The organism is Vibrio sp. MEBiC08052, assembly GCF_001506075.1.
Lineage (GTDB): Bacteria > Pseudomonadota > Gammaproteobacteria > Enterobacterales > Vibrionaceae > Vibrio.
Genome location: NZ_KQ947475.1, coordinates 61597 through 86897, shown reverse-complemented (window position 1 = coordinate 86897; position 25301 = coordinate 61597). Strand labels below are relative to the sequence as shown.

Genomic DNA, 25301 nt, shown 5'->3' with positions numbered 1-25301 from the left:
ATGAATGATTACAAAATCGGCAAACCTGCCTTTTCCGTCTCGTTATTACACCCCAAATATTGGGGTGTCTGGTTTGGATTCGGCCTTCTCGCTGCAATCGTCAACCTGTTGCCTTATTCGGTATCGCTTTCTATCGGACGCTCGCTCGGAAAGTTAGGCATGAAGTTCGGCCAAAAACGCGTGCATATTGCCAGAACAAATCTGCGTCTCGCCTTTCCGGAGATGTCACCCGATGATATCGATGCGATGGTGGTTGAAAACTTCAAAAATACCGGTGCGGCTTTAGTTGAATCCGGTATAACTTGGTTCTGGCCGACCTGGCGCTTTCGCCGCATTCTGGTCGAAAAAGACATCAGCGCCTTGCGCAAACATGCAGAAAACAATAAGGGGGTGCTGTTGTGTGCAGTTCATGCCCTGAATCTGGAAATCTGTGCCCGGGGCTTCGCGGTGCTCGGTTTACCCGGCTATGGCGTTTACCGCCCGCATAGCAACCCAGCTTATGAGTTTATCCAGTACCGTGGCCGAACTAGGAATGGCAACAAACTGGTCTACCGCCGCGATCTGAAGCAGATGATTCGCGTATTACGCAAAGGTGAACGGCTATTTTATCTGCCGGATCAAGACTATGGTCATAATAAATCCGTCTTTGTGCCTTTTTTTGGCGTTAATGAGGCGTGTACCACAACCGGAACCAGCCTGATTGCCTACCCCAGTAAGTGTGCCATTGTTCCCGTATCCGGATTCCGGACCGCTCAGGGGACCTATGAAATCATGGCCGATATTTCAATTGAAGAACAATATCCGCAAAAGGATATGACAGCTGCGGCAGCGTACCTCAATCAATATCTTGAAATGGTTATTATGCGCGCACCGGAACAATGGATGTGGCTCCACAAACGATTTAAATCTTTGCCTGACGGAACCAGTCACACTCGATATCAGTAAACATCAGGATCATGCATTCATGAGTTCAACGCCAGACAATCCGCGTCAAAACAGCATTGACGATTACCTGTACAATCCGACTTTTCAGTGGTCCTTTTTACATCCTCGCCACTGGGGGACTTGGCTGGGCATCTTATTTGCTGCGCTATTCGCTTTCATCCCCCCCAAATGGCGGGATGGCCTTGCCCGTAAAATAGCCAAGCCGATCGTCAATAAAAATGGCCGTGTCGTTCGGCGGGCCCGCATCAACCTCGCGTACTGTTTCCCGGAAAAGAGCGAAGCAGAACGCGAGCAAATTCTGCACGAAACCTTTGTCAAAGCCGCACAATACATGCTGGGTTACTCTGAGTTTTTAGTGCGCTCGACCCGGCATAATCAACAGCGGGGGGAACTGATTGGTGAGGAAAATCTGCTACCGTTACTCGATGCCGGAGAGAAAGTCATCATTCTCGCCCCCCATGCATGGGCAGTAGATTACCCAGCGGTAATGCTGGCAGCCCGTGGTTATAAAGTCACCACGATCATGAAACCACAGCGTAACCCGATTGGTGACTGGCTGATGCATGTTCAACGTATGCAGTATGGCGGCCGTATATTTGCACGAGATGCTGGCGTGAAGCCATTTGTCCGTTCCATCAAAGATGGTTATATCGGTTACTGGCTTCCCGACGAAGATCATGGCCCTCAGAATTCTGTGTTTGTGCCGTTCTTCGCCACCGAAAAAGCCACGCTGAAAGGCTTTGGCAAAATGGCTCGTTTATCCAAAGCGAAAGTAGTGCCAGTGCTACCGGCATACAATGATAAAACGTCAAAATATGAAGTGTACATTTTGCCGGCAATTGAGAACTTCCCGACCGGTGATGAAATGCAGGATGCCCGGGCAATGAATCAAGCGATTGAAGATTTGGTCACGCCACATCCGGAACAATATATGTGGAACTTATTTTTGCTCCAAACGCAGCGTGACGGCAAAAAGATCTATCAATAACCAATCATCACAATCGCCAACGGCGGTGGTTTAAAAACGATACAAAAAGACTCAGCCACCGGCTGAGTCTTTTTGTAATCAATCGTTGTTCATCCGCGACGGATTTAAACCACACCGTACTGGTCACGATACGCTTTGACCGCAGCCAGATGTTCGTCACTATTCCCTTGTTCTTCAAGGTAAATAATTAAGTCGGTCAGACCGACAATCGAAATCACCGCGCAACCAAAGTCTCTTTCCACTTCCTGAATCGCGGACAATTCTCCGGTCCCTTTTTCCTGACGATCAATGGCGACCAAAACACCAGCCAGTGCCGCACCGTTGGCTTGAATAATTGCCATCGACTCACGAATCGCAGTGCCCGCGGTAATCACATCATCCACCAGCATAATTTTGCCTTCAAGAGCACTGCCGACCAGATGGCCGCCCTCACCATGATCTTTGGCTTCTTTACGGTTAAAACAGTAAGGCGTATCGACATCATGATGATCCGCCAACGCCACCGCGGTTGTGGTTGCAATCGGAATCCCTTTATAGGCCGGGCCAAACAACACATCGTAATCAATGCCAGAATCAACCAATGCCGCTGCATAAAAACGCCCCAGACGCGCTAAATCCCGCCCGGTATTAAACAGACCGGCATTGAAAAAATAAGGGCTTTTCCGACCGGACTTCAAAGTAAACTCACCAAATTTCAGAACTTCTTTTTCAAGGGCAAATTCAATAAATTCACGCTGATACGCTTTCATGACTTTCTCTCTTTTTCCGTGACTCTTTTTCTTATTACTGTCGATATAACACAACTACTAAAAAAATAGCTCCGACAAGGAGCTATTCTCTACGATCAATCTGCTAAGGCTGCTTTCTGTACAACAACAATATCCATAATACCTTTTTTCGCGACGGCCAGCAGATCCAGTAATTGTTCATGGCTAAACGGTTCGCCTTCCGCCGTCCCCTGAATCTCAATCATTTTGCCGGCTTCGGTCATCACCACATTCATGTCGGTGTCAGCTGCCGAGTCTTCGACATATTCCAAATCACACAACACATCATCACCGAGGATCCCGACAGAGACAGCGGCCACGTGCCCCTTCATCGGGTTCTTCTTCAGTTTGCCGGATGCAACCAAAGACTCAAATGCATCCGCCATCGCCACACTGGCACCGGTAATAGAAGCCGTCCGGGTACCACCATCGGCCTGAATCACATCACAATCCACGGTAATCATGATTTCACCCATCGCTTCCAGATCAACCACAGCACGCAGACTACGGGCAATCAATCGCTGAATTTCCATAGTGCGACCACCTTGCTTCCCATTGGCAGCTTCCCGACGAGTTCGCGAATGAGTTGCTCGCGGTAACATGCCGTATTCAGCGGTCACCCACCCTTTGCCCTGACCTTTCAACCAACGTGGCACATTCTCCTCCACACTGGCATTACACAACACTTTGGTATTGCCGAACTCAACCAACACAGAGCCTTCGGCATAAGCGGTATAATGGCGAGTAATTTGAATCGGACGAACTTGATCCGCAGCACGGTTGTTTGGACGCATAAGGTATCTACCTGTTGTTGTCTTGGATGAGTGATGAAATTGGCCGCAGATTATAGCGGAAATCCGATCAGCAAACCACCATCAAGAACACACTGCACAACGCAAACGACATCGACCGAAATGACAACCAAACAATCCGCCGGATTCACTATCAACGCACGTCTTACACCCTAGAATTGTGTTAAGATGAAACCAATAGCAAGTCCAAATCTTCAAGACTTAAGGAAAATTTGATGATTTATAGTATGACCGCATACGCACGCAAAGAGGCAAAAGCTGACTGGGGTACAGCCGTATGGGAAATTCGCTCCGTCAATCAACGCTATCTCGAAACCTATTTCCGACTCCCTGAGCAATTCCGTAGTCTGGAACCGATTCTGCGTGAGCGCTTTCGCAAGCGTCTGGCCCGGGGCAAAGTCGAATGTCATCTCCGCTTTGAAGCCAATCCTTCAGCAGCAAACGAACTGACGATTAACGAAGCACTCGCCAAACAGGTGATCGACGCTGCCAATCAAGTCATGCATATGACCGGAGAGCTGAGCCGCATCAATCCATTTCAGGTGATGCAATGGCCGGGCGTCATGGAAACACCTGAACACGATATGGACACGATCAACACATCTCTGCTCGATGAGTTTGACGGCGCTTTAACAGAGTTCATCGAATCCCGCGGCCGCGAAGGCGAAAATATGAAAGCGCTGATCGAACAGCGTCTGGATGCCATCACGCAAGAAGTCAACAAAGTCCGGGCCCACATGCCTGAAGTTATCGAATGGCAACGCGAGCGCCTGTTGAATAAGTTTGAAGAAGCCAACGTCGAACTCGACCCCGGCCGCATCGAGCAGGAACTGGTGCTCATGGCTCAGAAATCCGACGTTGCCGAAGAACTCGACCGCCTCGATTCACACGTCAAAGAGACCAAAAACATCCTCAAAAAAGGCGGCTCCTGTGGCCGGCGCCTGGATTTCATGATGCAAGAGTTCAACCGTGAATCGAACACGCTGGCCTCAAAATCAATCAATACCGAAGTCACCGCCTCCGGCGTCGAACTGAAAGTTTTGATTGAACAGATGAGAGAGCAAATTCAGAATATAGAGTGAGGTTTTCAAGCGTTTTAAACTGAATAAAAACCCTAACCAAGCCGCTACTATAGCGGCTTTTCTGTATTTATTGGTTCTGGATTGTTTACCATTGTCCGTGCTAAAGTGGTGACACAGGCGATGACACAAACCTTTTCAAGCTCAACAAAAGCAAACTCGTGTCATCAAATATGGAGGCACGATGAACAATAAACAGATTGATGCGCTGATAAGGCAGGGCGATAGCGTAATGCTCACTGTTGATACAGGGCTTTACTTTCGCATTGCTAGAGGCAAAGCCTCATGGGTGGTTAAGTACACGCTGGGCGGCAAGCGGAGCCAAATAGGCTTACCCCTATTGCTCAATCGCCGATGCTAAGAAGCTGGCGGGGCAAATCCGCTCGCAAGTGAAACAAGGCATCGACCCGAAAGCCAAGCGCAAACGTGACCAGCAAGAAGTTATCCGCAACGTCAACGACCTGTTTAACGACTGGTGCGCTAACGACATTGATAAACGCCTCAAACACCCTGAGATCCCCAAGCGGATTTATCACAAAGAGCTTAAAGCCCATATTGGCGAGCTTGCCATCAAAGACGTTAACCCTCGCGATATTCGCTCGATTATTCAGGCCGTAATGGATAGCGGCAGGAGTTCCACAGCTAACCAAGCCCTGATGTATGCCAAACAGCTCTTTCGCCATGCGGTAAAGCTCAACCTTATCACCTATAACCCAGCACAGGCTTTTACTCAGTCAGATGCTGGTGGCGTTAGTGAGGGGCGTGACAGGGCATTAACCCTTGATGAAATCGGCAAGGTGTTTACGGTATTCAGAGAGCAACCCGCTATCTTTACCCGTGAAAATTATTTGGCCTGCGCACTGCTCCTGTCGCTGGGTGTCAGGAAAGGCGAGCTGATAGCAGCCAAGTGGGAAGACTTCGACTTTGAAAGCCTGCTATGGAATATGCCGGAAGAGAACAAAACGGGCGTGGCCATTACTATCCCCCTGCCCCCGGCAACAATCCCTTGGTTTGAAGAGTTAAACATTCGCGCCTGTGGTTCCGATTACCTGTTTCCCTCACGAAGAGCCAGCAAGCGCCGCGCCTATATCTCTGATGACACACTTAATCACGCGCTGGCGAAACTCTTTGGGCAGAAGACCGATAGCAAGAAAGAGCCCTATGACAACATCCTTGGCAACGCCGGAGTGGAGCACTTTACTATTCACGATCTGCGCCGCACCTGCCGGAGCTTACTGGCGGCAGTAGGAACGCCGGGTCATGTTGCTGAACGCTGCCTCAACCACAAGCTCAAAGGCGTGGAAGGAATCTACAACCGCCATGATTATCTGGACGAGCGCAGGGAAGCATTAAACAAACTCTCAGAAAAGCTGGCACCAATAGTTAATGGTGACAACAAGATCATCCCACTAAGTAAAAGAATAAAGTGAGGAAAAGCCCGTGAACCCTAATGAAGAACAACACCATAAAGACAACATTCAGCAAGCGTTAAAACTCTGTCGCTACGTTAAATGGCTCAAGGTAATACTCGCTTTCACTGTCACCGTTGGCTACTTCAGCGGCTTTCAGTGGCTTCCTGAGTTGATGATCATCGCTCTGCTAATTTGCCTGTTGTTGCCACTTGGCTTTTTCGATGTATTTATTCAAAAGCTGCTGGAATATAACACCCGGTTACTGGAAGAGCGGCAGCGACTCAACGCCGAAGAAGCGAATAAACATTTTGATAAGCTTTACAAGGGAACAAGAGCAAACAGGGATTATTAACCATGAACTATAAAACGGCTGCGATTTTACTGCTAGGTAATATCAGCCTGTTAGGTTATCTGGCTTACTCAGGCCCTTATGAGCTAAGGGTAAATACTGAGGGTCAGGTTATTGGCTTTGGTGGCAAATTAAAAGAGTTCGCCCAAGGTAAGGGATTTTGGGACAAACAACTTCGCTTAGTGGAACGCGAAATAGCGTGGGAATCATCACAGCCGGAGCGGGATGCTCAACTAAAGGCCGGACTGAATAAGATAGTAGATGATACTGAGCTGTTACTTGCTGATCTTCACAGCAAGTACCCACCGGAACCGATGACACAGTCCGAAGCTTTACGCGCCGAAGCTGAAGAACTTAATGGCCAAGCAGACGCCCTTGAGCGAGCCGAAATAAACAAACTGCTGGAAAGCCACAGGTTAGGCAGGTTGGCCGAGCTCAGGAAGATTAGAGAGGCAATCAAGCAGGTTATCCGCACTTTAGAGAGCAACAGGATTTATCAGTAAGATGGACGATAACAAAACTAAATTCACCCGCTTTGCCGATGCTTTCCTTGAAAGGAACCAGAATCAACTGGCCAGCGAAGAGCAGACGGCGCAAAACTTAGCGGCAACTATAGCGAGTTCAGCAAGGGCAAAGGCGCTCTGTGAACAGGCATCAAGCCAGCTCAAAGAGCTCGGGTTAAGTGAGCAGCAACAAGCGCAGCTATCTGGCTTGATGGATGCTTTCTATCTTGCTGGCTTTGGTGATGGTATCGACTTCACTGTTGAACACTCTGAGCCAAGTCTACATCTCGGGGCTACTTTGCTTACTGAGCGTTACCACGCGACTCAGGATGGCGGCAAAAAGGCTAACCCTCTTAAACAGAAAGCTCTTGAGATTGCCGAAGCGGTAAGCAGCGAAAGGCCAGAACTGAAAACCTCAGTCATTGTGAGAATAACTTACCAGCGTATGAAATCCCTTGGCGCTGACGAACTGCCAGCCAAGCGCACGGTTGAGGGCTGGATATACAAGGCCAAAAAGAAAACTTCGTAAAGGCTCCTACGCGAAAACGGAAAAGAAGATTCTGCCCCTGACAATAACGAACAGGAGCAGTCAAATGACAACCGTTACCCCACTCAAAAAAACCACTACGTCACCAGTCCAAAACCTTGATCGCTTAGTCAGAGAGCAAGAGTGTCGCCAGATCACCGGGCTATCACGCCAACGGCGCTGGGAGATGGAAAAGGATGGTCGATTCCCTAAACGGATAAGCCTTGGCACAAGGTCTGTCGCGTGGCGCTTGAGCGAGCTTCAGGCGTGGATCAGTGAAGTTGCCGAAACCAGAGCTGTATAAGGGGGAAGCCATGAAAAATGTAGACGCCACCCCAACGAATCAGAGCAGCGCCAAAACCGACACTGACAGTTTATCACAACAGCCTAAACGGGCACCCTACAAAATCGAAATGTGCTCTTTGGAGCTTTTAAGGCGAGGCCTTGACGGGCTGGTGGAACTGGAGGCGCTAACCGCTTTTGGTACCACCTGCTTACACAGCGACATTAGCACCCTGTCTAACAAACAAGGGGTTATCTTTAAACGCAAACCTGAGCCACATCAGCACAAATACGGCGGCACGGTAACTTTCACCCGTTACACCCCGGCAAGCTTGGCCGATGCTCAAAAGCTGCTGGCCATAGCCAACAGATGCCGGATTAAGCGCAGGCTTCAGCCATTACCCGAGCAACAGGCCAATAAACTACTGGAGCCTTTCAAGGCCGACTCCGGTGATCGCTAATGCCAAAATGCTATGCCAGCGCAAAAGGCAGAAGTGCGGGAGGGCGGCGAAAGTCGCCATCCGATACCGGGTATTTTGAGGCAAAAAAAAGCGAGAAAAAATTTAGCGGTTTTGACTTCGCGGTTTTGACTTCAACAACTCACGGCAATCCATCGCCAGCACTGGAAAACCTCGATCCGGAAATCGGCAAAAAAACGCGGTATTTTCTTTTATCTAAGGGAACTAATAATCCCGATAGGGATAGTTCTAGCAAAAAGCCCACAAACCGAAAGTATGTTTCAGATAAATCCGCGTTCCGTCACAAGGGCGAGCTTTTAGAAATCAACGCCAGCAAAAGCGGGATTTATACGCCAGTGCTCCATCGGATAATTGACCAGCTGGGTATATCGCTGGCTAAGCACAGGCGAGTGCTGGTTATACGCTTTGACCTACATCAAAAACAATTCACCGATAACAACGCCTCAGTAACGGCGCTTCGCAAGCGACTGACCTATCAGATAACCAAGCTGTACGGTAAAACCGAACTAGGCTATGCCTGGGCACGGGAACAAGAAAAGGCTAAGGCTCAACATTACCATTGTGCTATCTGGCTTGATGGTAATCTGGTGCGCTACCCGGCCAAGCTGCTGAAAGTTATCCGGGCGGCATGGGCTGACATTGGCGGTCATGTGCCTGTTATCAAAAAACCTTATTACTTCATCGACAACCAAACCACCAGAAAGGACGCTATTTATCGGCTGAGCTATCTTGCCAAAGCTCGCGGCAAAGGCCACCGCCCGGCACAAACCAAGGACTATCAAACATCAAGGCTTAAGCCTTAAAGGCATCCTTTTATGCCTGAAATTCAGGGTTAGCAAATCTGGCAAATGCTAAGTAATGATAAGGTTGTGGCTACTTAGGACGGTAAGTAAAGGTAAGGTTTTTACCTTACAATGGCCTTATACCCCCTGATAAATCTTAAGTGACTGTAGGTGTGGGGCTCGGATTGTTCTGGAGGGCTTACAAGTGAATCAACTGGAATTACTGGCAACGGCTATTGTTAATGCGGACTCATGGACACCACGCCGATGGATGGCTAAATACGGAGCCATAAACATTGCTCAAGCAACCCATCTCAACAAAGATTACCGGGAGGCGCGAAAGGCCATGATTGCCAGACTTCCCAAACTCTCAGGGCAATAGCACGGCGGCTTAGTTGAGCACTCTCTGATGTATTAAGCTGACGGCCTGTTAACGCTTTAGCACGGTTCGTGCTCCTTATTGCCACACCCAAGTTAACCAACAGGGTTATCCTCGGTTGTCGCCGTGGTGGTTTACTCATGTTGGGGTCAAGTCACGTCAAGGTCATCAGCCAAATGTTCAATAATGTTTAGGTTAACTCAGGTTAAGGTTTAGCCTGATGGCAGCTTGCCGATCCTAAGTAATCATAAGGTTTTGCCCACAGCTAGGCTAAGACCAAGTGATGATACAAACGATGACACAATTACAAATCAGTACAGACAACCAACCTACAAGCACCACCACAACTGAGGATGAAAACCACACCCAACAAGCAGATCCAAACATCGAATAGGTTCTTGGGTAGAAAGCTACCCGTCCAAGAATGTCTTAGAAGCCCTGTATTACCTTGTGAAGAGCATTGAAAATACAGGGCTTTTTTATTTTTCCCGCCCAAATCGGTTTACAGATGTCCGTTACCAACTACCTGTTTAGTGATGAGCAGAATGGTGGGCAGCCCCCTCATTTTGGCTCAATAAGCGTTTTGCGGTGAGCAAATTGGTGAGCCGTAAGTTGCCCAATTTTCGCATTTAACTCGTCACCACAACAGGTTAGCTGCTGATTCAATAATCAAATCGGTGGTGGGCAGCCATTATTGCCCCCTCCATTATTTCAGCAACTATGGAGTAAACATGGGAAAACTCACAGCAAAACAGGTTATTGCATACAGCAAAGCCGACCCAAAAAAATATTCAGACGGTGAAGGGCTATACTTTTGCGTCCGCAAACAGGGCTCGCCTTATTGGATGATCCGCTACACCACACAGCCAAAAGAAGGCGAGAAGCAACCTTGAGGCAATTTCCTTTAATGTTGCTGGCGGACGCCGCCACCTATTCCAGAAAAAGTGCCGCCGCATATTTTCGAAAAGAAGTATGAGGCGGCATAGATCCTCTTCTGGAGAAACAGAAAATCGAGTTATCTGACATTGAAACCGTCGATCAACTGTTCCATGACTGGTATCGAACCGACCTGAGCCGACGACTCAAGCACCCAAAGATTCCGTATCGGGTTTACACCAAAGAGATAAGCCCAGTTATTGGCATTAAATGTATTGCCGAAGTGACCGCACACGACGTGCGCGAAGTATTAGAACGCATCCGAGAAAGTAACCGCCCTACCATTGCTAACGACACCTTGATGTACATGAAGCAGCTGTTTCGACATGCGATTAAGCTCGATTTAACCCTGAACAACCCTGCTGCCGCATTTACCGTGGACGATGCCGGAGGCGTGGAGTCCAGTAAAGACAGGATGCTCAGCAAAGAGGAAATTCACTACGCCTTTAGCGTGTTTCATACTCATATCAACAGCTTTGGCCGCGACAACTACCTAGCTTGCTGTCTGTTTTTTGTATTGGGCGTGCGCAAAAGCGAACTGTGTGAAGCCATGTGGCGTGAAATGGATTTAACCACAGGCGTGTGGGATCTGCCCAAAGAACGCAGCAAAACCGGCGTACCAATTAGCATTCCCTTACCGCGCCAAGCCATTACTTGGTTCAACGAACTGCAAATCCGTGCTTGTGGCTCGCCCTATGTTTTCCCAGCCAGACGAACAAGCCATCGTCCTCATATGGGGCCAGATACACTGAACCGCGCCATTTGTAAGCTATTTGGTCGCGAGCCTGGGCGCAAAAAACAGCCACCCAATAAAATGGGTAAACTCGAACACTTCACCGTACACGATTTACGCCGCACCTTTCGCAGCCTTGCCGCCTCATTGGGCATTGCAGGCAACGTGGCCGAACGCTGTCTTAACCATAAGCTAAAAGGCGTTGAGGGCATCTACGACCGACACGATTACTTTGAAGAGCGTCGTATTGCTCATCAGACCGTGGCTGATGTGGTCGAACCACAGGTGAACTTTGAGCCCTCTTCACAACACAAAACAGGAGGGTGCTGACATGCAATTTATGATGCGACGCCCCCCATTACCTTTCCAATAGCCATGCTGGCAGGCCTTGGCTGGTGTATTGGCATTGCCTTACTCGAACAACCTCATGGCGTAGGCTACGCGCTTACCCGGTATTGCCTGATGACATTCGTGGTACTCGCCCCTTGGCTGGCACTAAAGCTTATGTTCTACGTGATTGTCAGCCTAGGACGCAAACTGGGACTCATCCCGCCTGCACGACCAACGTACAGCCTAGGTTATGAAAAATCACTCTATTGGTTCAGAGTATTGGCCTTCTTCGATGGCAAACGCTGCCGTATGCCGAAAAAGCCAATCAGGCGAAACTAACAAGCCCACCATTTGCTCACTTACCGTGGGCAGTTGGGACAATGGGGCAGCACTTGATATAGCAAGCTTTAGGAGGTGAATAAGAGGAATTTGAGCCGCCCCAAGGAATGGGGCAACGGGGACTGAGCAAAGTTTATAATTGAGATAAACGCTGTTTTGCAAGCGCCCAAGGTAAGCGACGACCTGCTTTTGCCATTTTATCATAGGCAGCTTGGGCTTCTTCAACTGACAATACACCATGGGTAACGAGCTGCTCGACAACCCATAGCGTACCTTGAACCAATATCGCTTCTTTTTCAGCTGCTTTTCTAAGCGCCATATCCCCAGTTAGCAGTGGACACTGTTCTTGTTTCGCCAGCGCAAGCGCAAAGCAATCGTTCATGCTAGGGCCAGCATACTTTTGCCTCAGTTCAAATGAGTACATCATAGACTCAGGACTTAACTCACCCAACAACAAGCCTAACTCGATTAAATAGCCATGTTGATCGCTTAGCTCCTCGTGGAATAACACATCTGGAACTTTGAACTGGTACGGCAAATTGAAAAAGACTTCTAATAATTGGCCTTCTTCGAGATCAATGAGAATATTGGCATCACTGATCAACAAATACATTTACACCGCCTCAGCCAACATTTGACGCTGCTTATGCAATGCCATCACTGACATCTGTAACAGTTCAGCGGCTTTCGATTCACTAACAATTCCCTCTGCCAATGCACGATAAACCAACTGATCAAACAATAATGTCTGTTCTTGTGGATAAGGATTCCCAGGTTCTTGCTTTCGCCAACCGTTTTTTGAGAACTGTATAAATATTTGGCGTTTTTTCTCTTCGGTGATCACACCAAGGTCGGCACTACGATACAAACAAGCTGCCATGCTTAGGCCATATTCATGTTTCAGAAAATACAGCTCTTTGGGATCTATGTTTGAACGTCGCTCTCCTAGATGCTGAAAAAGCCCTACTTCGGGCAGTAAAAACGCAGAAGCAAAGCGGTTGCAGGCCATCTCTTCGTCAATGGATTCATCTAGTAAGCCATGTAAAACAAGGTGGCCAAGTTCATGCGCCAATGTGAACCGCTGGCGGCAACCAGGCCAATGAGAAGACACGACAACAATTGGCTGTCCTGATATTTTGGCTTGTAACCCATCAAATTTATCGGCTTGGGGTACGTTACTGACAATCACCAGAATACCTTTAGACTCAAGCAAGTCGATTAAGTCTGGTAATGGATTCATACCCAACTGCCAATCAGTACGGACTTTAGCGGCAAGCTGTTCTACCGCGTCCAAAGTGCTTACAACAGGAACGTCGGGGTGGTAGTTAAAACTCGCTATCGGGAAGTTTGGCCACACATTTTTAAGTGCTAACCAGCGCTCAGCTTGGTCAACCACATCGGACTCAATCTTCTTTAGCAACTTAGCTGAAGCTGAGGCTTTCTTACGATACTCCACCTCACCCAAAGTCACCTGTGCTGGGCGAAAGAAGTATTCAGTACGAACCGACAAAGCCGTCGCCAATTTAAGTAAAACCCCCGACGAAGGCATACTCTGGTCGTGCTCGTATTTTTTAACCATGTTGGCACTAATACCAACCTGCTCACCCAAGGCCTGCATCGACAGGCCAGCGGCAGCACGGGCTCGTTTTATGCGCTCTCCAATCATACTGACCTCTGGTTTATAAAATATAAAATAATTTTAAAAATATAAACCAAATTGGCGTTTTTGTCGATTGGTTTCACAGGGCAATTATTTGCATGTCCGACACACACTTCCCCACGCCTTTACCCCCATACGCCAAAACCACTATCCGTTTGGCTTTTGGATCGAAACGCCAAACAGGGAAATTAGCCCATTTACTGTTTGGCGTCTCGATTGAAATCCAAAACTGGTAGGCCTTGCCAGTACTGGTTCAAAGCAAGGTTTGTCATTTTTTGCACCTACTACCAATCTCGTTGCCAACCGGTAAACCGTTTGTTTTTTCCAACCCAGAATGCAAACCATCGTTTGGCGTCTCGATTTTTTTGCACGGGCTAAATGCCGCCAAACAGAGCCGTATTAGACGATATATTTCAAACAGTTAGCCGTGAATAGGCCATAACAAAAATCCGATTTGACTGGTTAGTTTGATGGCCATTTCTTTCATCTAATTCACCACCGAGTCTGCATCCGACAACTGAAAATAGACGGCATGAAGAACCAACAAGGTGATAAGTGACGTGTTATGGGCAAGTGGCAACGACTGGGATAGAGAATGGATACAGCAGCTGGTCGCCTTACTGATTGGGCATGGCGCGTTTACTCTCTACTTGGCATTGAGCCAGTCCGATAATGCTGCCGAACATTTAACCCGCTGGCTGACCTATCAGTTACCGCGCGTTAAACAAGCGCACCCTGGCTGCCCGATTCACCAATGGCTGAATAGCATTGGCGCACAAGTGATCGCAGAAAAATGGCAGAGCCCAGAGCAATGGCCAAACCTGTATTGGCTACCTTTGCCTGAGGTTGATGGCCACGCGTAAGGCGGGTTGGCTCTGTTACTGGCACATTTGTTACCGGCATATGTGGATGGCACGATTCAAACCAGAGTATTGCAAGCAAACACACCTGCCAACGCCTGTATCTTTTGGTGCATCACGCCTTTATCTAAAACAGGAAGCCGCTCTACCTTGCACCCCAAGCAGCAAAATCGCGCCCTTTGCCTGCCCAGTGCGCCAGAGCAAATAGGCAAATCATATACGGGTTTATTACTGAGTGGTTTAAGAAAAGATAACCGAAAACGAAACGGCAATGTGATCAACCACCAGATTAACCTAGCGCTGCTACACCACCTTTGTGGGCCGGAGAATGATGTTTGGTTTAGAGCGAAGTTGGTACCGTAACTCATTACAATACCAATGAGTAGAAGCCTACGACCCCAAATCATAAGTCTGAAAAACGAAACCAAACCCCAGAAACGTCCTTCAAAATAAGAGCAGCCCTCACAGGGCGGTGATCTAACGGGTAGCGGGGGGTGTTGTTAGCGCAATTTTTAATATAAAGAACGCCAAATAGATCGATATACCACTTTCCCCTCTCGATAAATCCACGTATAGGTCAATTCCAGCATTTACAAGCGCCACTCAAACCACTTCATTTACAGTAATGGCGTTTTTTCAAAATAAATAGTTGACAGGTTTTGGATGCCTGCTTACACTGTTCACCAAGTTGCAGAAACGCCATTACAACGCATTTGAGGTAACAATGAAAGTTAATTTGAAAAAAATTGCCTCTGTACAGATGGGACACTCTTTTAGGTCAAAGCTTGAGCCAGACGCTAATGGAAATATCTCTGTTATCCAGATGAAGGACCTTACTGAAGATAACCGACTAAATGCCCAAGAGCTAGTGCAGATTGCTATGCAGGACTTAAAGGATCATCACAGAGTTAAACATAACGACTTAGCATTTCGCTCTAGAGGTCAAACCAATACGGTAGCATTGATTGACCAAGAATTGAGCGATGCTGTTATCGCTGCGCCACTGTTGCGAATTCGGGTTGAAAGTAACTTGGTTATGCCAGCGTATCTATGTTGGTTTATTAATCAACCGACTTCACAAGCAGTATTACAAAGTAAGGCAACAGGAACAGCAGTAAGAATGATTGGCAAACCTGCACTTGAGGATCTGGAGATAGTAGTCCCTAGTCTCAATGTGCAAAAAAAGATCATTGAGATTTACCAATTATCCATCAACGAGCAGAAGCTAATGAACGCATTGGCAAAGAAAAAGGAGGTGTTAACTGACGCAGTATTAATGAATTTAGCAGTGAATACCCAGTAATGACAGTTACTGGGTTTAGACGAGCCGAAAGTGTGACAGCACTTTTAGCAAAACTTTAATCCACGTTTCATTTCAAAAAACAGGAGCCGAAATTATGGCAAAGAATACATCATCAAGCAAGGGCAACACCCGACATGTCGTACCACATCCTGATGGATGGGCGAACAAAAAAGGCGGTGCAGAACGTGCTTCAAGCGTACACAGCACCAAACGAGAGGCCGAAGCTGCAGCACGCGAACAAAGCAAGCGCGAAGGCTCTGAGCTAGTTGTACATGGCAAAGACGGCCAGATACAACGCAAGGATAGCCACGGCAATGACCCGAAAGATATTAAAGGATAGTTGCCCTTATGAGTGATGAATACAAAAAGAAAATAGGGTTACCTGAATCGCATACCCTCAACATCGTAAGTAGTCAGTGGTCGCAACGAAAAGGCCAAGACACTGATGCCTATGAATGTGAAGAGCTAAACGAGCAAGGTGAAGTCATTGCACGGTACACCGTAAAAGACAATACATCGATTTACCCTCCATTTGGGCGGTCGATTACATGGACTCAATCAGCCGTACTCGATTCCTAACCTTTTAACTTACAGCTAGCGGGGCGCTATCGGTATAAAGCCGGCCCCGCTTTATAAACACTGACCAAATTTGAGGGCCGTTTATGAATAACAGCATGAACAAAAGCATGAGCGATAAAATTCAACAAAAAGACATCAACAATGCAGCATGGGCTGCATGCGATACTTTCCGTGGCGCGGTAGACCCGGCGCAATACAAAGACTACATCCTAGTAATGCTGTTCGTAAAATACATCTCCGATGTATGGAATGACCACTACGAAGAATATAAAAAACAGTACGGTGACGACGACGTCCGTATCATACGTAAGCTTGAGCGCGAGCGCTTTGTACTGCCAATGGTAGAACTTACAGAAGAAGTTGTAGACCCAGCGACCAAAGAGAAGAAAACCGTCGTTACCGACACCTTTTTGGCCAACTACTATTCATTGTTAGAGCGTAAAAACGAACCAAACATTGGCGAGCTGATCAACATTGTTTTAGAGCATATTGAAACCGCGAACAAAGCCAAGTTAGAAGGCGTGTTCCGTAATATCGATTTCAACAGCGAAGCCAACTTGGGTAAAACCAAAGACCGTAACCGCCGCCTAAAAACCTTGCTGGACGATTTCAACAAGCCCGCTCTCGACATGAGCCCGTCGCGCGTGTCTGAAGATGTGATTGGTAACACCTACATCTACCTTATTGAGCGCTTTGGCTCCGATGCAGGTAAAAAAGCAGGTGAATTCTACACTCCCCATAAAGTCTCTGAGCTGGTCGCGCGACTGTCTGCGCCAAAGTCAGGGGCGCGTATTTGTGACCCTGCCTGTGGCTCAGCCGGGCTATTGATTGAAGCCGCACGTCAAGTGGGCGATCGCAATTACTCACTCTATGGCATGGAAGTCAACGGCAGCACTTGGGCGCTTGCACGTATGAATATGTTCTTGCACGGTTCAGACTCTGCTCGCATTGAATGGTGTAACACCCTTACCTCACCAGCCTTGGTCGAAAACGACCGACTGATGAAGTTTGATAACGTGGTTGCCAACCCACCGTTTTCACTCGACAAATGGGGGTCAGAAGACGTTGAAGCAGACAGATACAACCGCTACTGGCGTGGGCTACCACCTAAGTCAAAAGCCGACTTTGCCTTTATCAGCCACATGGTTGAAGCCGCCGTTGAAAAAGAAGGCCGCATTGCCGTAGTGGTGCCTCATGGCGTGCTGTTTAGAGGCGCGGCAGAAGGCCGTATTCGCCAACAACTGATTGAAGAAAACCTACTGGATGCCGTGATTGGTTTACCTGGTAACTTATTCCCAAGCACCGGCATTCCTGTGGCAATTCTGATATTTGACCGCTCGCGTGAAAAAGGCGGTGCCAATGAAAACCGCAAAGACGTGCTGTTTGTCGATGCCAGCGGTAAAGACCATTACCAACCTGGTAAAAACCAAAACATCCTACTGGATGAGCACTTAGACAAAATTGTTGCGGCGGTAACAGCCCGTGAAGAGGTAGAAAAATACGCCCATTTAGCCACCTTTGACGAGATCAAAGAGAACGACTTTAACCTGAATATCCCGCGCTACGTCGATACCTTCGAAGAAGAAATTGAAGTAGATATTGTGGCGGTACAGGCGGAAATTACCACCCTTGAAACCGAACTCGCCGACGTTCGCAGCAAAATGGCAGCGCTGTTAAAGGATATCGTGCCTAACGAGGCGCAAAGCAACACAACGGAGGTGGCTGAGTGAGTATGACAAACAACAACCAATTTGTTGACGCCAACAAAATGGTATCTGAGCCTGAGTACGACACAGCTAACCAATTACGTGACGTCACGAAAATGGTAGGAGGTATGCGATGAGTGACAAGCAGCTTACCCAACCAGAACACACCAGCTTTGAAAGCATTCGCGTGATTAATGAACAAGGCGGCGAAGTTTGGCTGGCACGCCAGTTGGCGAAGGTATTGGACTATGCCGAGTTCCGTAACTTTTTGCCGGTTATCGAGAAAGCCAAAAAAGCCTGTGAAAACAGCGGCCAAGCGGTGGCCGACCATTTCGTGGAGATCCACGAGATGGTCGAAATTGGCTCAGGTGCCCAGCGCAAAATGGACTCGTTTGCCTTGTCACGCTATGCCTGTTACCTCATTGTGCAAAACGGCGATGTCCGTAAGCCTATAATCGCCAATGGCCAGACCTATTTTGCCATTCAGACTCGTCGCCAAGAGCTACAGGATGACACTGGTTTTCAGCAACTAAATGAAGACCAAAAACGCTTAATGCTGCGCAATGAATTAGCCGACCACAACAAGCAACTGGCTGCGGCGGCCCGTGGTGCGGGGGTTGAGTCTGGCTTGGACTACGCCATTTTCCAAAACCATGGCTATAAAGGCTTGTATGGCGGGTTAGACAACAAAGCCATTCACCAACACAAAGGCTTAAAAAAGAGCCAGAAAATCCTCGACCATATGGGTAGTACCGAACTGGCCGCCAACCTGTTCCGTGCCACGCAAACAGAAGAGAAGCTAAAGCGCGATCAAGTCAGTAATAAAGCCCATGCCAACCAAACCCATTTTGAAGTGGGTGCCAAAGTGCGTGCCACCATTGAAGAACTGGGGGGCACCATGCCAGAGGATTTGCCAACGCCCGAAAAAGGCATTCCCCAGTTGGCGCGTGCGCAGAAAAAGTTGGAGGGTGATCAATGAGTAAAGCTCCAGTCTCAGAGTCTCCTCTCGGTTCTTTAGTGACAATCAAGCAGGGATATACATTTAGCCGCTCCTACCAAGGTAATGCTGAAGGTAAATGGATGTATGTGAAAGTTGCAGACTTAAACTCTTTGGGTAACAAAAAGTATGTCTATAGAACTAAAAACTATGTAGATGATGATGTTCTAGAAAAAATTAAGGCTACTCCATTTCCCGCAAACAGTATTGTTTTTCCTAGGGTAGGAGCTGCCTTAAAATTAAATAATAAACTCCTCCTCACCGAAGATTGTGTAACAGACGACAACGTCATAGTGATAACTGTTACCGATGAGGAGAAGTGCTATTTTGAGTACCTCTATTACTGGTTTGAGTTTCAAGATCTTGGTCGATTTTGTAACAGCGGAGCTGTTCCTGTAATTAGTGGTAAAAATCTTAAAAAAGAGCTTGTGCCGCTACCACTAATAGATGAGCAGAGGAAGATTTCTAGGATTTTGTCTGAATGGGACAACGCCATCGAAAAAACGGAGGCGTTAATTGCGGCTAAGGAAAAGCAGTTTGAGTGGTTGTGCACAAACTTACTATCAAAGAGAAAGAAATCGTTTGGGTTCACAGGAAAAAGCATTCCAACGGCATTTGGCTCTATTTTCTCATTGTTTAAGAAAGTAAACACATCATGTGCTGACTACGAAGTTCTATCAGTCACAAAAGACGGTATTGTCAGCCAGAGCGAATACTTTAACAAAGAGGTTGCAAGCAAAGATAAGAGTAAATATTTAATTGTCGATAAATATACGCTGGTTATGAGTGGGCTTAATTTCTGGATGGGAGCTATCGACTTTCAAACTATAAGGGACACAGGAATAGTTTCCCCCGCATACAAAACGTTTAAATTAAATGAAGGACCTTACAATAGAGACTACTTAAGGTTCTTCATTAGAAGCCATTACATGACAAAAATACTTTTGGACTCTTCAATACAGGGTGCCAGTATTGTAAGAAGAAATCTCGACATGGAGTGGCTTTCGAACTCACTGATAGGCTTGCCAAATTTAGAGGAACAAAACGATATAGCAAATATATTATCTCTGGCGGAGAAAGAGATAGATGGATTAAAGCTATTAGCTGAAAAATACCGCATCCAAAAACGCGGCCTGATGCAAAAACTGCTCACGGGTGCTTGGCAAGTTAGCAGTACCCAGTCTGTCGCTGAGGGAGAACTTCGGGAGGCTATCGCATGAGCACACCTCCGGTAAACTACGATGTCAATTCGGAGCCTTCGGGCTTTGAGTTTAACGAAAAGTACTTGTCGCAAATTCCTGCCCTGCAACAGCTAATTAATTTGGGTTACGAATACCTTACTCCAGAGCAAGCATTGGCTGAACGGGGTGGGCGCAGTGCCAATGTAATTTTGGAAGGGATACTTCGCCAGCAGCTAAAAAAGATCAACCGCATTAACTATAAAGGTGGCGAGTATCTGTTTAGCGAGGAGAACATCCAAACCGCGATCCAAAAGCTGAAAAATATCAAGTTTGATGGCCTGCAAAAAACCAATGAGTCGATTTACGATTTAATCACCTTAGGCTCAGCCATGGAGCAAACCATTGAGGGGGACTCAAAAAGTTTTACCCTCAATTACATTGATTGGAAAAACCCAAGCAATAACAGCTTTCATGTAGTAGCGGAGTTCTCTGTCGAGCGGGCGCGCAGCACGGAAACTATACGCCCGGATATTGTGTTGTTCGTCAATGGTATTCCGTTTAGTGTGATTGAATGCAAATCACCAAAAGTGGATGTAGAACAAGCCATATCGCAAAATATTCGCAACCAGGGCGATGACTATATTCCGCGCCTGTTTACCTATGTGCAGCAAGTATTGGCGGTGAATAAAAACGCCGCCCAATATGCCACAGCAGGTACGCCTAAGAAGTTCTGGGGCGTGTGGAAGGAGCAGGAAGATAAGCCTGCCGATGTCGATAAAGGCGTGAATACCACCTTAGACGAAGACACTAAAACGCTGTTATTTAGTGGCAAATTTGCCGCCGCACGGCCGTTTTTTGATGCGCTAGAGGCTGAAGGCAAACGCTTGGTGACAGAGCAAGACAATGCCATTCACAGCCTGTGCCGCCCGGAGCGTTTATTAGATTTGGTGTATCGCTTTACCCTGTTTGATGGTGGCATTAAGAAAGTGGCGCGCTATCAACAATATTTTGTGATTAAAGCGACCATCGCCCGCATCAAAAGAAAAAGCGCTAAAGATAAGCGCCAAGGTGGTGTTATTTGGCATACCCAAGGCTCGGGTAAATCGCTCACCATGGTGATGCTCACCCGCACCATGGCGCTTGATTCACAATTGATCAATCCAAGGATTATTTTAGTTACCGATAGGATTGATCTCGATAAGCAGCTTGCTAACACCTTTACAGCCTGCGGTTTAAGCCGTGAATCTGCAACTTCTGGCCGAAACTTGGTAAAACACCTAAAGAACAAAGTGGGGTTGATCACCACGCTGATTCACAGATTTGATAAAGGCTGGATTGCTGAGAAGTTTGTCGATGAGTCGCACGATATATTTGTACTGGTCGATGAAAGCCACCGTACCAACTTTGGTTCGTTGGCGGCCAGAATGCGCCAAATGTTGCCGAATGCGTGCTTTCTTGGCTTTACCGGTACACCGCTGCTGAAAAAAGAAAAGAATAACTTTGCCAAATTTGGTGGCCTGATTGAGCCGCACTACACCATTAAACAAGCGGTTGCCGACGAAGCCGTATTGCCACTACTGTACGAAGGCCGACATGTTGAGATGGAACAGAATCAGTCGGCTATCGACCTATGGTTTGAGCGCCACACCGCTGATTTAAGCAAAGAGCAAAAGGCCGACCTGAAAAAGAAATACGCCCGCGCTGAAATGCTAAACAAAGCTGATCAAGTGATATATATGCGCGCCTTTGATATCAGCGAGCATTTTCGTGCTAACTGGCAAGGCACCGGCTTAAAGGCTCAGCTGGTCGCCCCAGGCAAACAGGCTGCATTAAAGTACCAGCAATTTCTGCATGAAATTGGCACCGTCACCACAGAGGTAGTGATTTCTGGCCCCGATACCCGTGAAGGCCACGATGAAGTGGACGAAGGACCAACCGACGAAGTAGGTAAATTCTGGGACAAAATGATGAAGCGCTTTGGCTCTGAAGAAGAGTACACCAAACAAATCATCAACCAGTTTAAATACGGTGATGACCCTGAAATACTCATTGTGGTGGATAAGCTATTAACCGGTTTTGATGCACCGCGCAACACCGTGCTGTACCTATGTCGAACCCTGCGAGAGCACACGCTACTACAGGCTATTGCTCGGGTTAACCGCCTGTACGAAGGCAAAGAGTTTGGCTATATCATCGACTATGCCAGTGTATTGGGCGAGCTGGATAAAGCCCTAACCATGTATGAAGCCTTTGAAGGGTTTGACGAAGATGACTTAGCGGGCACGTTGACGTCAATCAACGAAGAAGTGTTTAAACTGCCACAACGCTACTCTGATTTATGGGATCTGTTTAAAGCCGTTAAAAACTCAAAAGACGAAGAAGCCTATGAGGTGTTACTGGCGGATGACGAATTGCGTGAAGAGTTTTATGAATGCTTATCGGTGTACAGTAAATCTCTGGCAATCGCTTTATCGTCTGAGCAGTTCATTATGAACTCTGATGAGAAGAAGCTACAAACCTATAAAAACGATTTAAAACGTTTTCAGAACTTAAAGGCGGCGGTTAAGTTGCGTTACGCCGAGGCCATTGATTATCGCGACTACGAGCCGAAAATTAAAAAACTGCTGGATACACATATTCAGGCCAATGAGGTGACTCAGCTTAACGAGCCGGTGAATATGTTTGATGAAAAAATGTTTACCGCCGTGAAAGAAGAGCAAGGGGTTTATCAAACCAAAACCACGGCGTCAAAAGCGGACACCATCGCCCATGCCACAAAGCGTAGTATTTCGGAGAATATGGACGAAGATCCTGCGTTTTATGAGAAATTTTCTAAGTTGATCCAAGCCGCTATTGATGACTTTAAAGCTAAGCGCATATCAGACTTAGAATATCTCAACCGAGTGATTGATATTCGTAACAAGGTTGCCACTAAACAGCATGATGATATGCCTGATTGCATTCGTGAAAACGACGAAGCGTGTGCCTACTTTGGCTTGATTAAACCGCAGTTCCAGCAAGTGGCAACACTCAACGAGTTAGACGATGTTCAGCTAGATGCGATTGCCGCACAAACATCATTGGCGATACAAAAAATCATTGATGCTCATTGGAAGGTCGATTTTTGGGACGATGCCGACGTTCAAAAAACGGCGATGAATGATATTGACGATTTTCTTTATGATGAAGTCAAAGAACAGTACGGTGTGACGCTGAGTTTAGAGCAAATGGACGAAATCATTGAGAAAACGATGCAGGTTGCGAAACACCGGAGGCACTATTGATGTTGTCAATCATCAAGCAAGCCGAGACGCTTCCGGCAAGCGCTGAAAAGCTAGTCGTTGTGTATGGAGGGGGAGAAATCCCCTTCCAGCTGACTTTTTCTAAACGCAAGTCGCTGGAAATATCGGTTCACCCTGATCAATCTGTTTTTGTTAAAGCCCCTGAAGGCACCGGTCGCGACGCGATTGAAGCCAAGGTTAAAAAACGTGCTCGGTGGATCAAACGTCAAATTCGCTACTTTGACCAGTTTGACCCAAGAACCCCTTCTCGCAAATACGTGAGTGGTGAAAGCCATTTGTATCTAGGCAAAAAGTATCGACTAAAAATTGAAGTAGGTACTGACAACGGTGTGGCGCTGAAAGCTGGCTTTTTTTGGGTGACGTCTACTTGTGGTAAACCTGACCATGTTGAGTCTCTACTCAGTAACTGGTATCGAGAAAAAGCCGATTTTCATTTAAATAGAGTATTTTCGGATTGTTGGAAGAAACTCAAACATTCAGATACCAACAAGCCAACCATTAAAATTATGCAACTCAAAAAGCGCTGGGGCAGCCTATCTAAAAGCGGAACACTGACTTTAAACCGGGACCTAATTAAGGCACCGAAAGAGTGTATCGAGTATGTGATCATTCATGAACTGTGTCACCTTGAGCACCACAACCACGGCCCAGAGTTTTATCGCTTACTCGAACGCTCTTTACCAGATTGGGTGAAACGCAAACATAAACTGGAAATGGCACTGATATAGTCAGTACACCGCCAGTACTCTAGCGGTCTTGTCTGTGCTGGACTTTAAATCTCGCCCAACTCTTATGTTTACTGGCAGTTCACTGCAAAGCGACAAGCCCACACAGAATTCATCGCCTCGTTAGTCGTCCAAAATACTACCTTTAACACAATACATACGTGGGCGGGTGTTGTCGGGCAGACCTGATGCAGACCTGGTTGTTAAATCTTTAGAGCAGGCTTATCAACAACGAGGTTGCCCCAGTGGAGTTATGTTCCATTCTGACCAAGGCAGCCAATATGCAAGCTGCAAGTTCAGACAACGACTATGGCGATATCAAATCCAGCAAAGTATGAGCCGTCGAGGAGTTTGTTGGGATAATGCGCCAATGGAACGGTTGTTCCGCAGCTTAAAATCGGAATGGGTGCCTGAAATGGGGTACTTGTCGTATTGGGAAGCAAAGAGAGATATCAGTTATTACCTTATGGACTATTACAACTGGCAAAGACCGCATCAACATAATGATGGGGTTCCGCCTGCAATCGCCGAAAATCGGCCTAACCGAGTGTCCGGTTTTAGTTGACCACTACAGTTTGGCTGGTGCTGGGGATCGGGCTTTTAAGAAATTGTCCCCCCTTTGAACAATGGCACCCATAATTAGAGTTTTCAGAGAGGAGGTCACTAACCAAGCGTAGCCGCATCGACCAATACGTCTATTTTCACTTGATCCAGCACTTTTTTCACAGCCCGCTCTTTTTGCTTGGCTTTGATGCCAATCCAAATAAAGAAGCCGGAAAACAGGAATACAATCAAGAGAGGAAAAATGAGCAAGAGATTATAAAAAGGAGTAACGCCACTTCCAGAAAAGATAAAAGCAATGATGCCCAATGTGATGACACTCAGCAGTGCACCAAAGACGAGAAAAGACAATCCGTTACTGCGCGTGATTGATTGAACATGTTGTGACAGATTGATATAACCATAACCAATAAACATATTGCTTTGCGGATCCTGAAATCCAGCAATCGCGACCGAGTCGCCTTGATTCAATACCCATGATTCTGACAGTCTCAGAATCACCGTCTGGGAATCCACCAGCTCGATACGAACGATTGTAGGGGTTACGGCTTGGTAAGATTGAACCTTACTCTCTATCAAAGTCACATTCATCAGTTTTTACATTCATTATTCAGTTTGCCCATCAGATAATCACTTTGACTTGGGCAATTGGATTTATTCATGGGTAATGTCAGAGATGATCAAAATGAAAAGGCATCACAATATGAAAACAGGCATTTACATTTATTGATTTTATCTTGTGAAGTCAATTAGATAGTTCTAATTTATGTAGACTAGTCTAGAAAA

Annotated in this window: 24 protein-coding genes and 4 pseudogenes; 23 read left to right on the top strand and 5 right to left on the bottom strand. The window is 47.0% G+C overall.

What is annotated here, in order from left to right; all coding sequences use genetic code 11:
- Nucleotides 1–945, top strand: a complete 945-nt coding sequence (gene lpxL, locus VRK_RS00375; protein ID WP_059119588.1) for an LpxL/LpxP family Kdo(2)-lipid IV(A) lauroyl/palmitoleoyl acyltransferase — start codon at nt 1–3, stop codon at nt 943–945.
- A gap of 19 nt (nt 946–964) precedes the next feature.
- Nucleotides 965–1956: pseudogene (lpxM, locus tag VRK_RS00370) on the top strand (lauroyl-Kdo(2)-lipid IV(A) myristoyltransferase); the annotation flags it as partial.
- Between the two features lie 81 nt (nt 1957–2037).
- On the opposite strand, the gene pyrE reads toward lpxM, so the two are convergent.
- Entirely contained in the window at nt 2038–2682 is a 645-nt protein-coding gene (pyrE, locus tag VRK_RS00365; RefSeq protein WP_059119586.1) for an orotate phosphoribosyltransferase, read from the bottom strand.
- A gap of 95 nt (nt 2683–2777) precedes the next feature.
- Nucleotides 2778–3494 (bottom strand): ribonuclease PH, encoded by a 717-nt coding sequence (rph, locus tag VRK_RS00360; protein WP_059119585.1) that lies wholly within the window; start codon nt 3492–3494, stop codon nt 2778–2780.
- 233 nt (nt 3495–3727) lie between these two features.
- Here rph and VRK_RS00355 point away from each other — a divergent pair, with 233 nt between their 5' ends.
- The 11 genes and pseudogenes from VRK_RS00355 (at nt 3728) to VRK_RS21610 (ending at nt 11641) form a co-directional block, all read left to right on the top strand.
- Nucleotides 3728–4594, top strand: coding sequence for a YicC/YloC family endoribonuclease (locus VRK_RS00355; protein WP_059119584.1), 867 nt, complete (start codon nt 3728–3730; stop codon nt 4592–4594).
- A 181-nt stretch (nt 4595–4775) separates the two neighbouring features.
- Nucleotides 4776–4952 (top strand): Arm DNA-binding domain-containing protein, encoded by a 177-nt coding sequence (locus VRK_RS20800; protein ID WP_157371820.1) that lies wholly within the window; start codon nt 4776–4778, stop codon nt 4950–4952.
- Nucleotides 4953–4980: 28 nt separating this feature from the next.
- Nucleotides 4981–6021, top strand: coding sequence for a tyrosine-type recombinase/integrase (locus VRK_RS00350; protein WP_197413039.1), 1041 nt, complete (start codon nt 4981–4983; stop codon nt 6019–6021).
- 10 nt (nt 6022–6031) lie between these two features.
- Nucleotides 6032–6355 carry a hypothetical protein gene (locus tag VRK_RS00345; protein ID WP_059119583.1) on the top strand — a complete coding sequence of 108 codons (324 nt, stop codon included), beginning with the start codon at nt 6032–6034 and terminating at the stop codon, nt 6353–6355.
- A 2-nt stretch (nt 6356–6357) separates the two neighbouring features.
- On the top strand, nt 6358–6855 hold the full coding sequence (locus VRK_RS00340) for a hypothetical protein (protein ID WP_059119582.1): 498 nt from the start codon (nt 6358–6360) through the stop codon (nt 6853–6855).
- 1 nt (nt 6856) lies between these two features.
- Nucleotides 6857–7384 (top strand): hypothetical protein, encoded by a 528-nt coding sequence (locus VRK_RS00335; protein WP_059119581.1) that lies wholly within the window; start codon nt 6857–6859, stop codon nt 7382–7384.
- Nucleotides 7385–7448: 64 nt separating this feature from the next.
- A complete protein-coding gene (locus VRK_RS00330) occupies nt 7449–7685 on the top strand; it encodes a helix-turn-helix transcriptional regulator (RefSeq protein WP_059119580.1) in 237 nt (78 codons plus the stop codon).
- 10 nt (nt 7686–7695) lie between these two features.
- Nucleotides 7696–8124 carry a hypothetical protein gene (locus VRK_RS00325; protein ID WP_059119579.1) on the top strand — a complete coding sequence of 143 codons (429 nt, stop codon included), beginning with the start codon at nt 7696–7698 and terminating at the stop codon, nt 8122–8124.
- Nucleotides 8124–8945, top strand: coding sequence for a YagK/YfjJ domain-containing protein (locus tag VRK_RS00320; protein ID WP_059119578.1), 822 nt, complete (start codon nt 8124–8126; stop codon nt 8943–8945). Before VRK_RS00325 ends, VRK_RS00320 begins: the two co-directional genes overlap by 1 nt.
- A gap of 1089 nt (nt 8946–10034) precedes the next feature.
- A pseudogene (locus VRK_RS00315) lies at nt 10035–11302 on the top strand (tyrosine-type recombinase/integrase).
- A gap of 1 nt (nt 11303) precedes the next feature.
- Nucleotides 11304–11641: pseudogene (locus tag VRK_RS21610) on the top strand (hypothetical protein).
- Between the two features lie 133 nt (nt 11642–11774).
- On the opposite strand, the gene VRK_RS00305 reads toward VRK_RS21610, so the two are convergent.
- Nucleotides 11775–12254: a PIN domain-containing protein gene (locus VRK_RS00305; RefSeq protein WP_059119576.1), complete on the bottom strand. Its 480-nt coding sequence runs from the start codon at nt 12252–12254 to the stop codon at nt 11775–11777.
- Complete coding sequence (locus VRK_RS00300) at nt 12255–13307, bottom strand: helix-turn-helix domain-containing protein (protein ID WP_059119575.1); 1053 nt, start codon at nt 13305–13307, stop codon at nt 12255–12257.
- A 554-nt stretch (nt 13308–13861) separates the two neighbouring features.
- Here VRK_RS00300 and VRK_RS21645 point away from each other — a divergent pair.
- The 10 genes and pseudogenes from VRK_RS21645 to VRK_RS20525 form a co-directional block, all read left to right on the top strand.
- A complete protein-coding gene (locus VRK_RS21645) occupies nt 13862–14164 on the top strand; it encodes a hypothetical protein (RefSeq protein ID WP_231735718.1) in 303 nt (100 codons plus the stop codon).
- A 6-nt stretch (nt 14165–14170) separates the two neighbouring features.
- Complete coding sequence (locus VRK_RS21640) at nt 14171–14524, top strand: hypothetical protein (RefSeq protein WP_231735717.1); 354 nt, start codon at nt 14171–14173, stop codon at nt 14522–14524.
- Between the two features lie 361 nt (nt 14525–14885).
- Nucleotides 14886–15464, top strand: coding sequence for a restriction endonuclease subunit S (locus VRK_RS00290; RefSeq protein WP_059119574.1), 579 nt, complete (start codon nt 14886–14888; stop codon nt 15462–15464).
- 94 nt (nt 15465–15558) lie between these two features.
- Nucleotides 15559–15804 carry a DUF2188 domain-containing protein gene (locus VRK_RS00285; RefSeq protein WP_005085359.1) on the top strand — a complete coding sequence of 82 codons (246 nt, stop codon included), beginning with the start codon at nt 15559–15561 and terminating at the stop codon, nt 15802–15804.
- A 334-nt stretch (nt 15805–16138) separates the two neighbouring features.
- On the top strand, nt 16139–17773 hold the full coding sequence (locus VRK_RS00275; RefSeq protein ID WP_331456292.1) for a type I restriction-modification system subunit M: 1635 nt from the start codon (nt 16139–16141) through the stop codon (nt 17771–17773).
- A 109-nt stretch (nt 17774–17882) separates the two neighbouring features.
- Nucleotides 17883–18728: a DNA damage-inducible protein D gene (gene dinD, locus VRK_RS00270; protein ID WP_059119572.1), complete on the top strand. Its 846-nt coding sequence runs from the start codon at nt 17883–17885 to the stop codon at nt 18726–18728.
- Nucleotides 18725–19966: a restriction endonuclease subunit S gene (locus VRK_RS00265; protein WP_059119571.1), complete on the top strand. Its 1242-nt coding sequence runs from the start codon at nt 18725–18727 to the stop codon at nt 19964–19966. The genes dinD and VRK_RS00265 overlap by 4 nt, the downstream gene beginning before the upstream one ends.
- Nucleotides 19963–23211, top strand: a complete 3249-nt coding sequence (locus tag VRK_RS00260) for a type I restriction endonuclease subunit R (RefSeq protein ID WP_059119570.1) — start codon at nt 19963–19965, stop codon at nt 23209–23211. The genes VRK_RS00265 and VRK_RS00260 overlap by 4 nt, the downstream gene beginning before the upstream one ends.
- Nucleotides 23211–23957, top strand: coding sequence for a M48 family metallopeptidase (locus VRK_RS00255; RefSeq protein ID WP_059119569.1), 747 nt, complete (start codon nt 23211–23213; stop codon nt 23955–23957). The genes VRK_RS00260 and VRK_RS00255 overlap by 1 nt, the downstream gene beginning before the upstream one ends.
- 145 nt (nt 23958–24102) lie before the next feature.
- Nucleotides 24103–24519: pseudogene (locus tag VRK_RS20525) on the top strand (DDE-type integrase/transposase/recombinase); the annotation flags it as partial.
- A 98-nt stretch (nt 24520–24617) separates the two neighbouring features.
- On the opposite strand, the gene VRK_RS00250 reads toward VRK_RS20525, so the two are convergent.
- Nucleotides 24618–25106 carry a hypothetical protein gene (locus VRK_RS00250; RefSeq protein ID WP_059119568.1) on the bottom strand — a complete coding sequence of 163 codons (489 nt, stop codon included), beginning with the start codon at nt 25104–25106 and terminating at the stop codon, nt 24618–24620.
- Between the last annotated feature and the right edge of the window lie 195 nt (nt 25107–25301).

Bases quoted from the DNA above. Each gene is read 5' to 3' on its own strand.
- lpxL (WP_059119588.1), top strand. From the start codon at position 1: ATGAATGATTACAAAATCGGCAAACCTGCCTTTTCCGTCTCGTTATTA.
- pyrE (WP_059119586.1), bottom strand. From the start codon at position 2,682: ATGAAAGCGTATCAGCGTGAATTTATTGAATTTGCCCTTGAAAAAGAA.
- rph (WP_059119585.1), bottom strand. From the start codon at position 3,494: ATGCGTCCAAACAACCGTGCTGCGGATCAAGTTCGTCCGATTCAAATT.
- VRK_RS00355 (WP_059119584.1), top strand. From the start codon at position 3,728: ATGATTTATAGTATGACCGCATACGCACGCAAAGAGGCAAAAGCTGAC.
- VRK_RS20800 (WP_157371820.1), top strand. From the start codon at position 4,776: ATGAACAATAAACAGATTGATGCGCTGATAAGGCAGGGCGATAGCGTA.
- VRK_RS00340 (WP_059119582.1), top strand. From the start codon at position 6,358: ATGAACTATAAAACGGCTGCGATTTTACTGCTAGGTAATATCAGCCTG.
- VRK_RS00335 (WP_059119581.1), top strand. From the start codon at position 6,857: ATGGACGATAACAAAACTAAATTCACCCGCTTTGCCGATGCTTTCCTT.
- VRK_RS00330 (WP_059119580.1), top strand. From the start codon at position 7,449: ATGACAACCGTTACCCCACTCAAAAAAACCACTACGTCACCAGTCCAA.
- VRK_RS00325 (WP_059119579.1), top strand. From the start codon at position 7,696: ATGAAAAATGTAGACGCCACCCCAACGAATCAGAGCAGCGCCAAAACC.
- VRK_RS00320 (WP_059119578.1), top strand. From the start codon at position 8,124: ATGCCAAAATGCTATGCCAGCGCAAAAGGCAGAAGTGCGGGAGGGCGG.
- VRK_RS00305 (WP_059119576.1), bottom strand. From the start codon at position 12,254: ATGTATTTGTTGATCAGTGATGCCAATATTCTCATTGATCTCGAAGAA.
- VRK_RS00300 (WP_059119575.1), bottom strand. From the start codon at position 13,307: ATGATTGGAGAGCGCATAAAACGAGCCCGTGCTGCCGCTGGCCTGTCG.
- VRK_RS00290 (WP_059119574.1), top strand. From the start codon at position 14,886: ATGAAAGTTAATTTGAAAAAAATTGCCTCTGTACAGATGGGACACTCT.
- VRK_RS00285 (WP_005085359.1), top strand. From the start codon at position 15,559: ATGGCAAAGAATACATCATCAAGCAAGGGCAACACCCGACATGTCGTA.
- VRK_RS00275 (WP_331456292.1), top strand. From the start codon at position 16,139: ATGAACAAAAGCATGAGCGATAAAATTCAACAAAAAGACATCAACAAT.
- dinD (WP_059119572.1), top strand. From the start codon at position 17,883: ATGAGTGACAAGCAGCTTACCCAACCAGAACACACCAGCTTTGAAAGC.
- VRK_RS00265 (WP_059119571.1), top strand. From the start codon at position 18,725: ATGAGTAAAGCTCCAGTCTCAGAGTCTCCTCTCGGTTCTTTAGTGACA.
- VRK_RS00260 (WP_059119570.1), top strand. From the start codon at position 19,963: ATGAGCACACCTCCGGTAAACTACGATGTCAATTCGGAGCCTTCGGGC.
- VRK_RS00255 (WP_059119569.1), top strand. From the start codon at position 23,211: ATGTTGTCAATCATCAAGCAAGCCGAGACGCTTCCGGCAAGCGCTGAA.
- VRK_RS00250 (WP_059119568.1), bottom strand. From the start codon at position 25,106: ATGAATGTGACTTTGATAGAGAGTAAGGTTCAATCTTACCAAGCCGTA.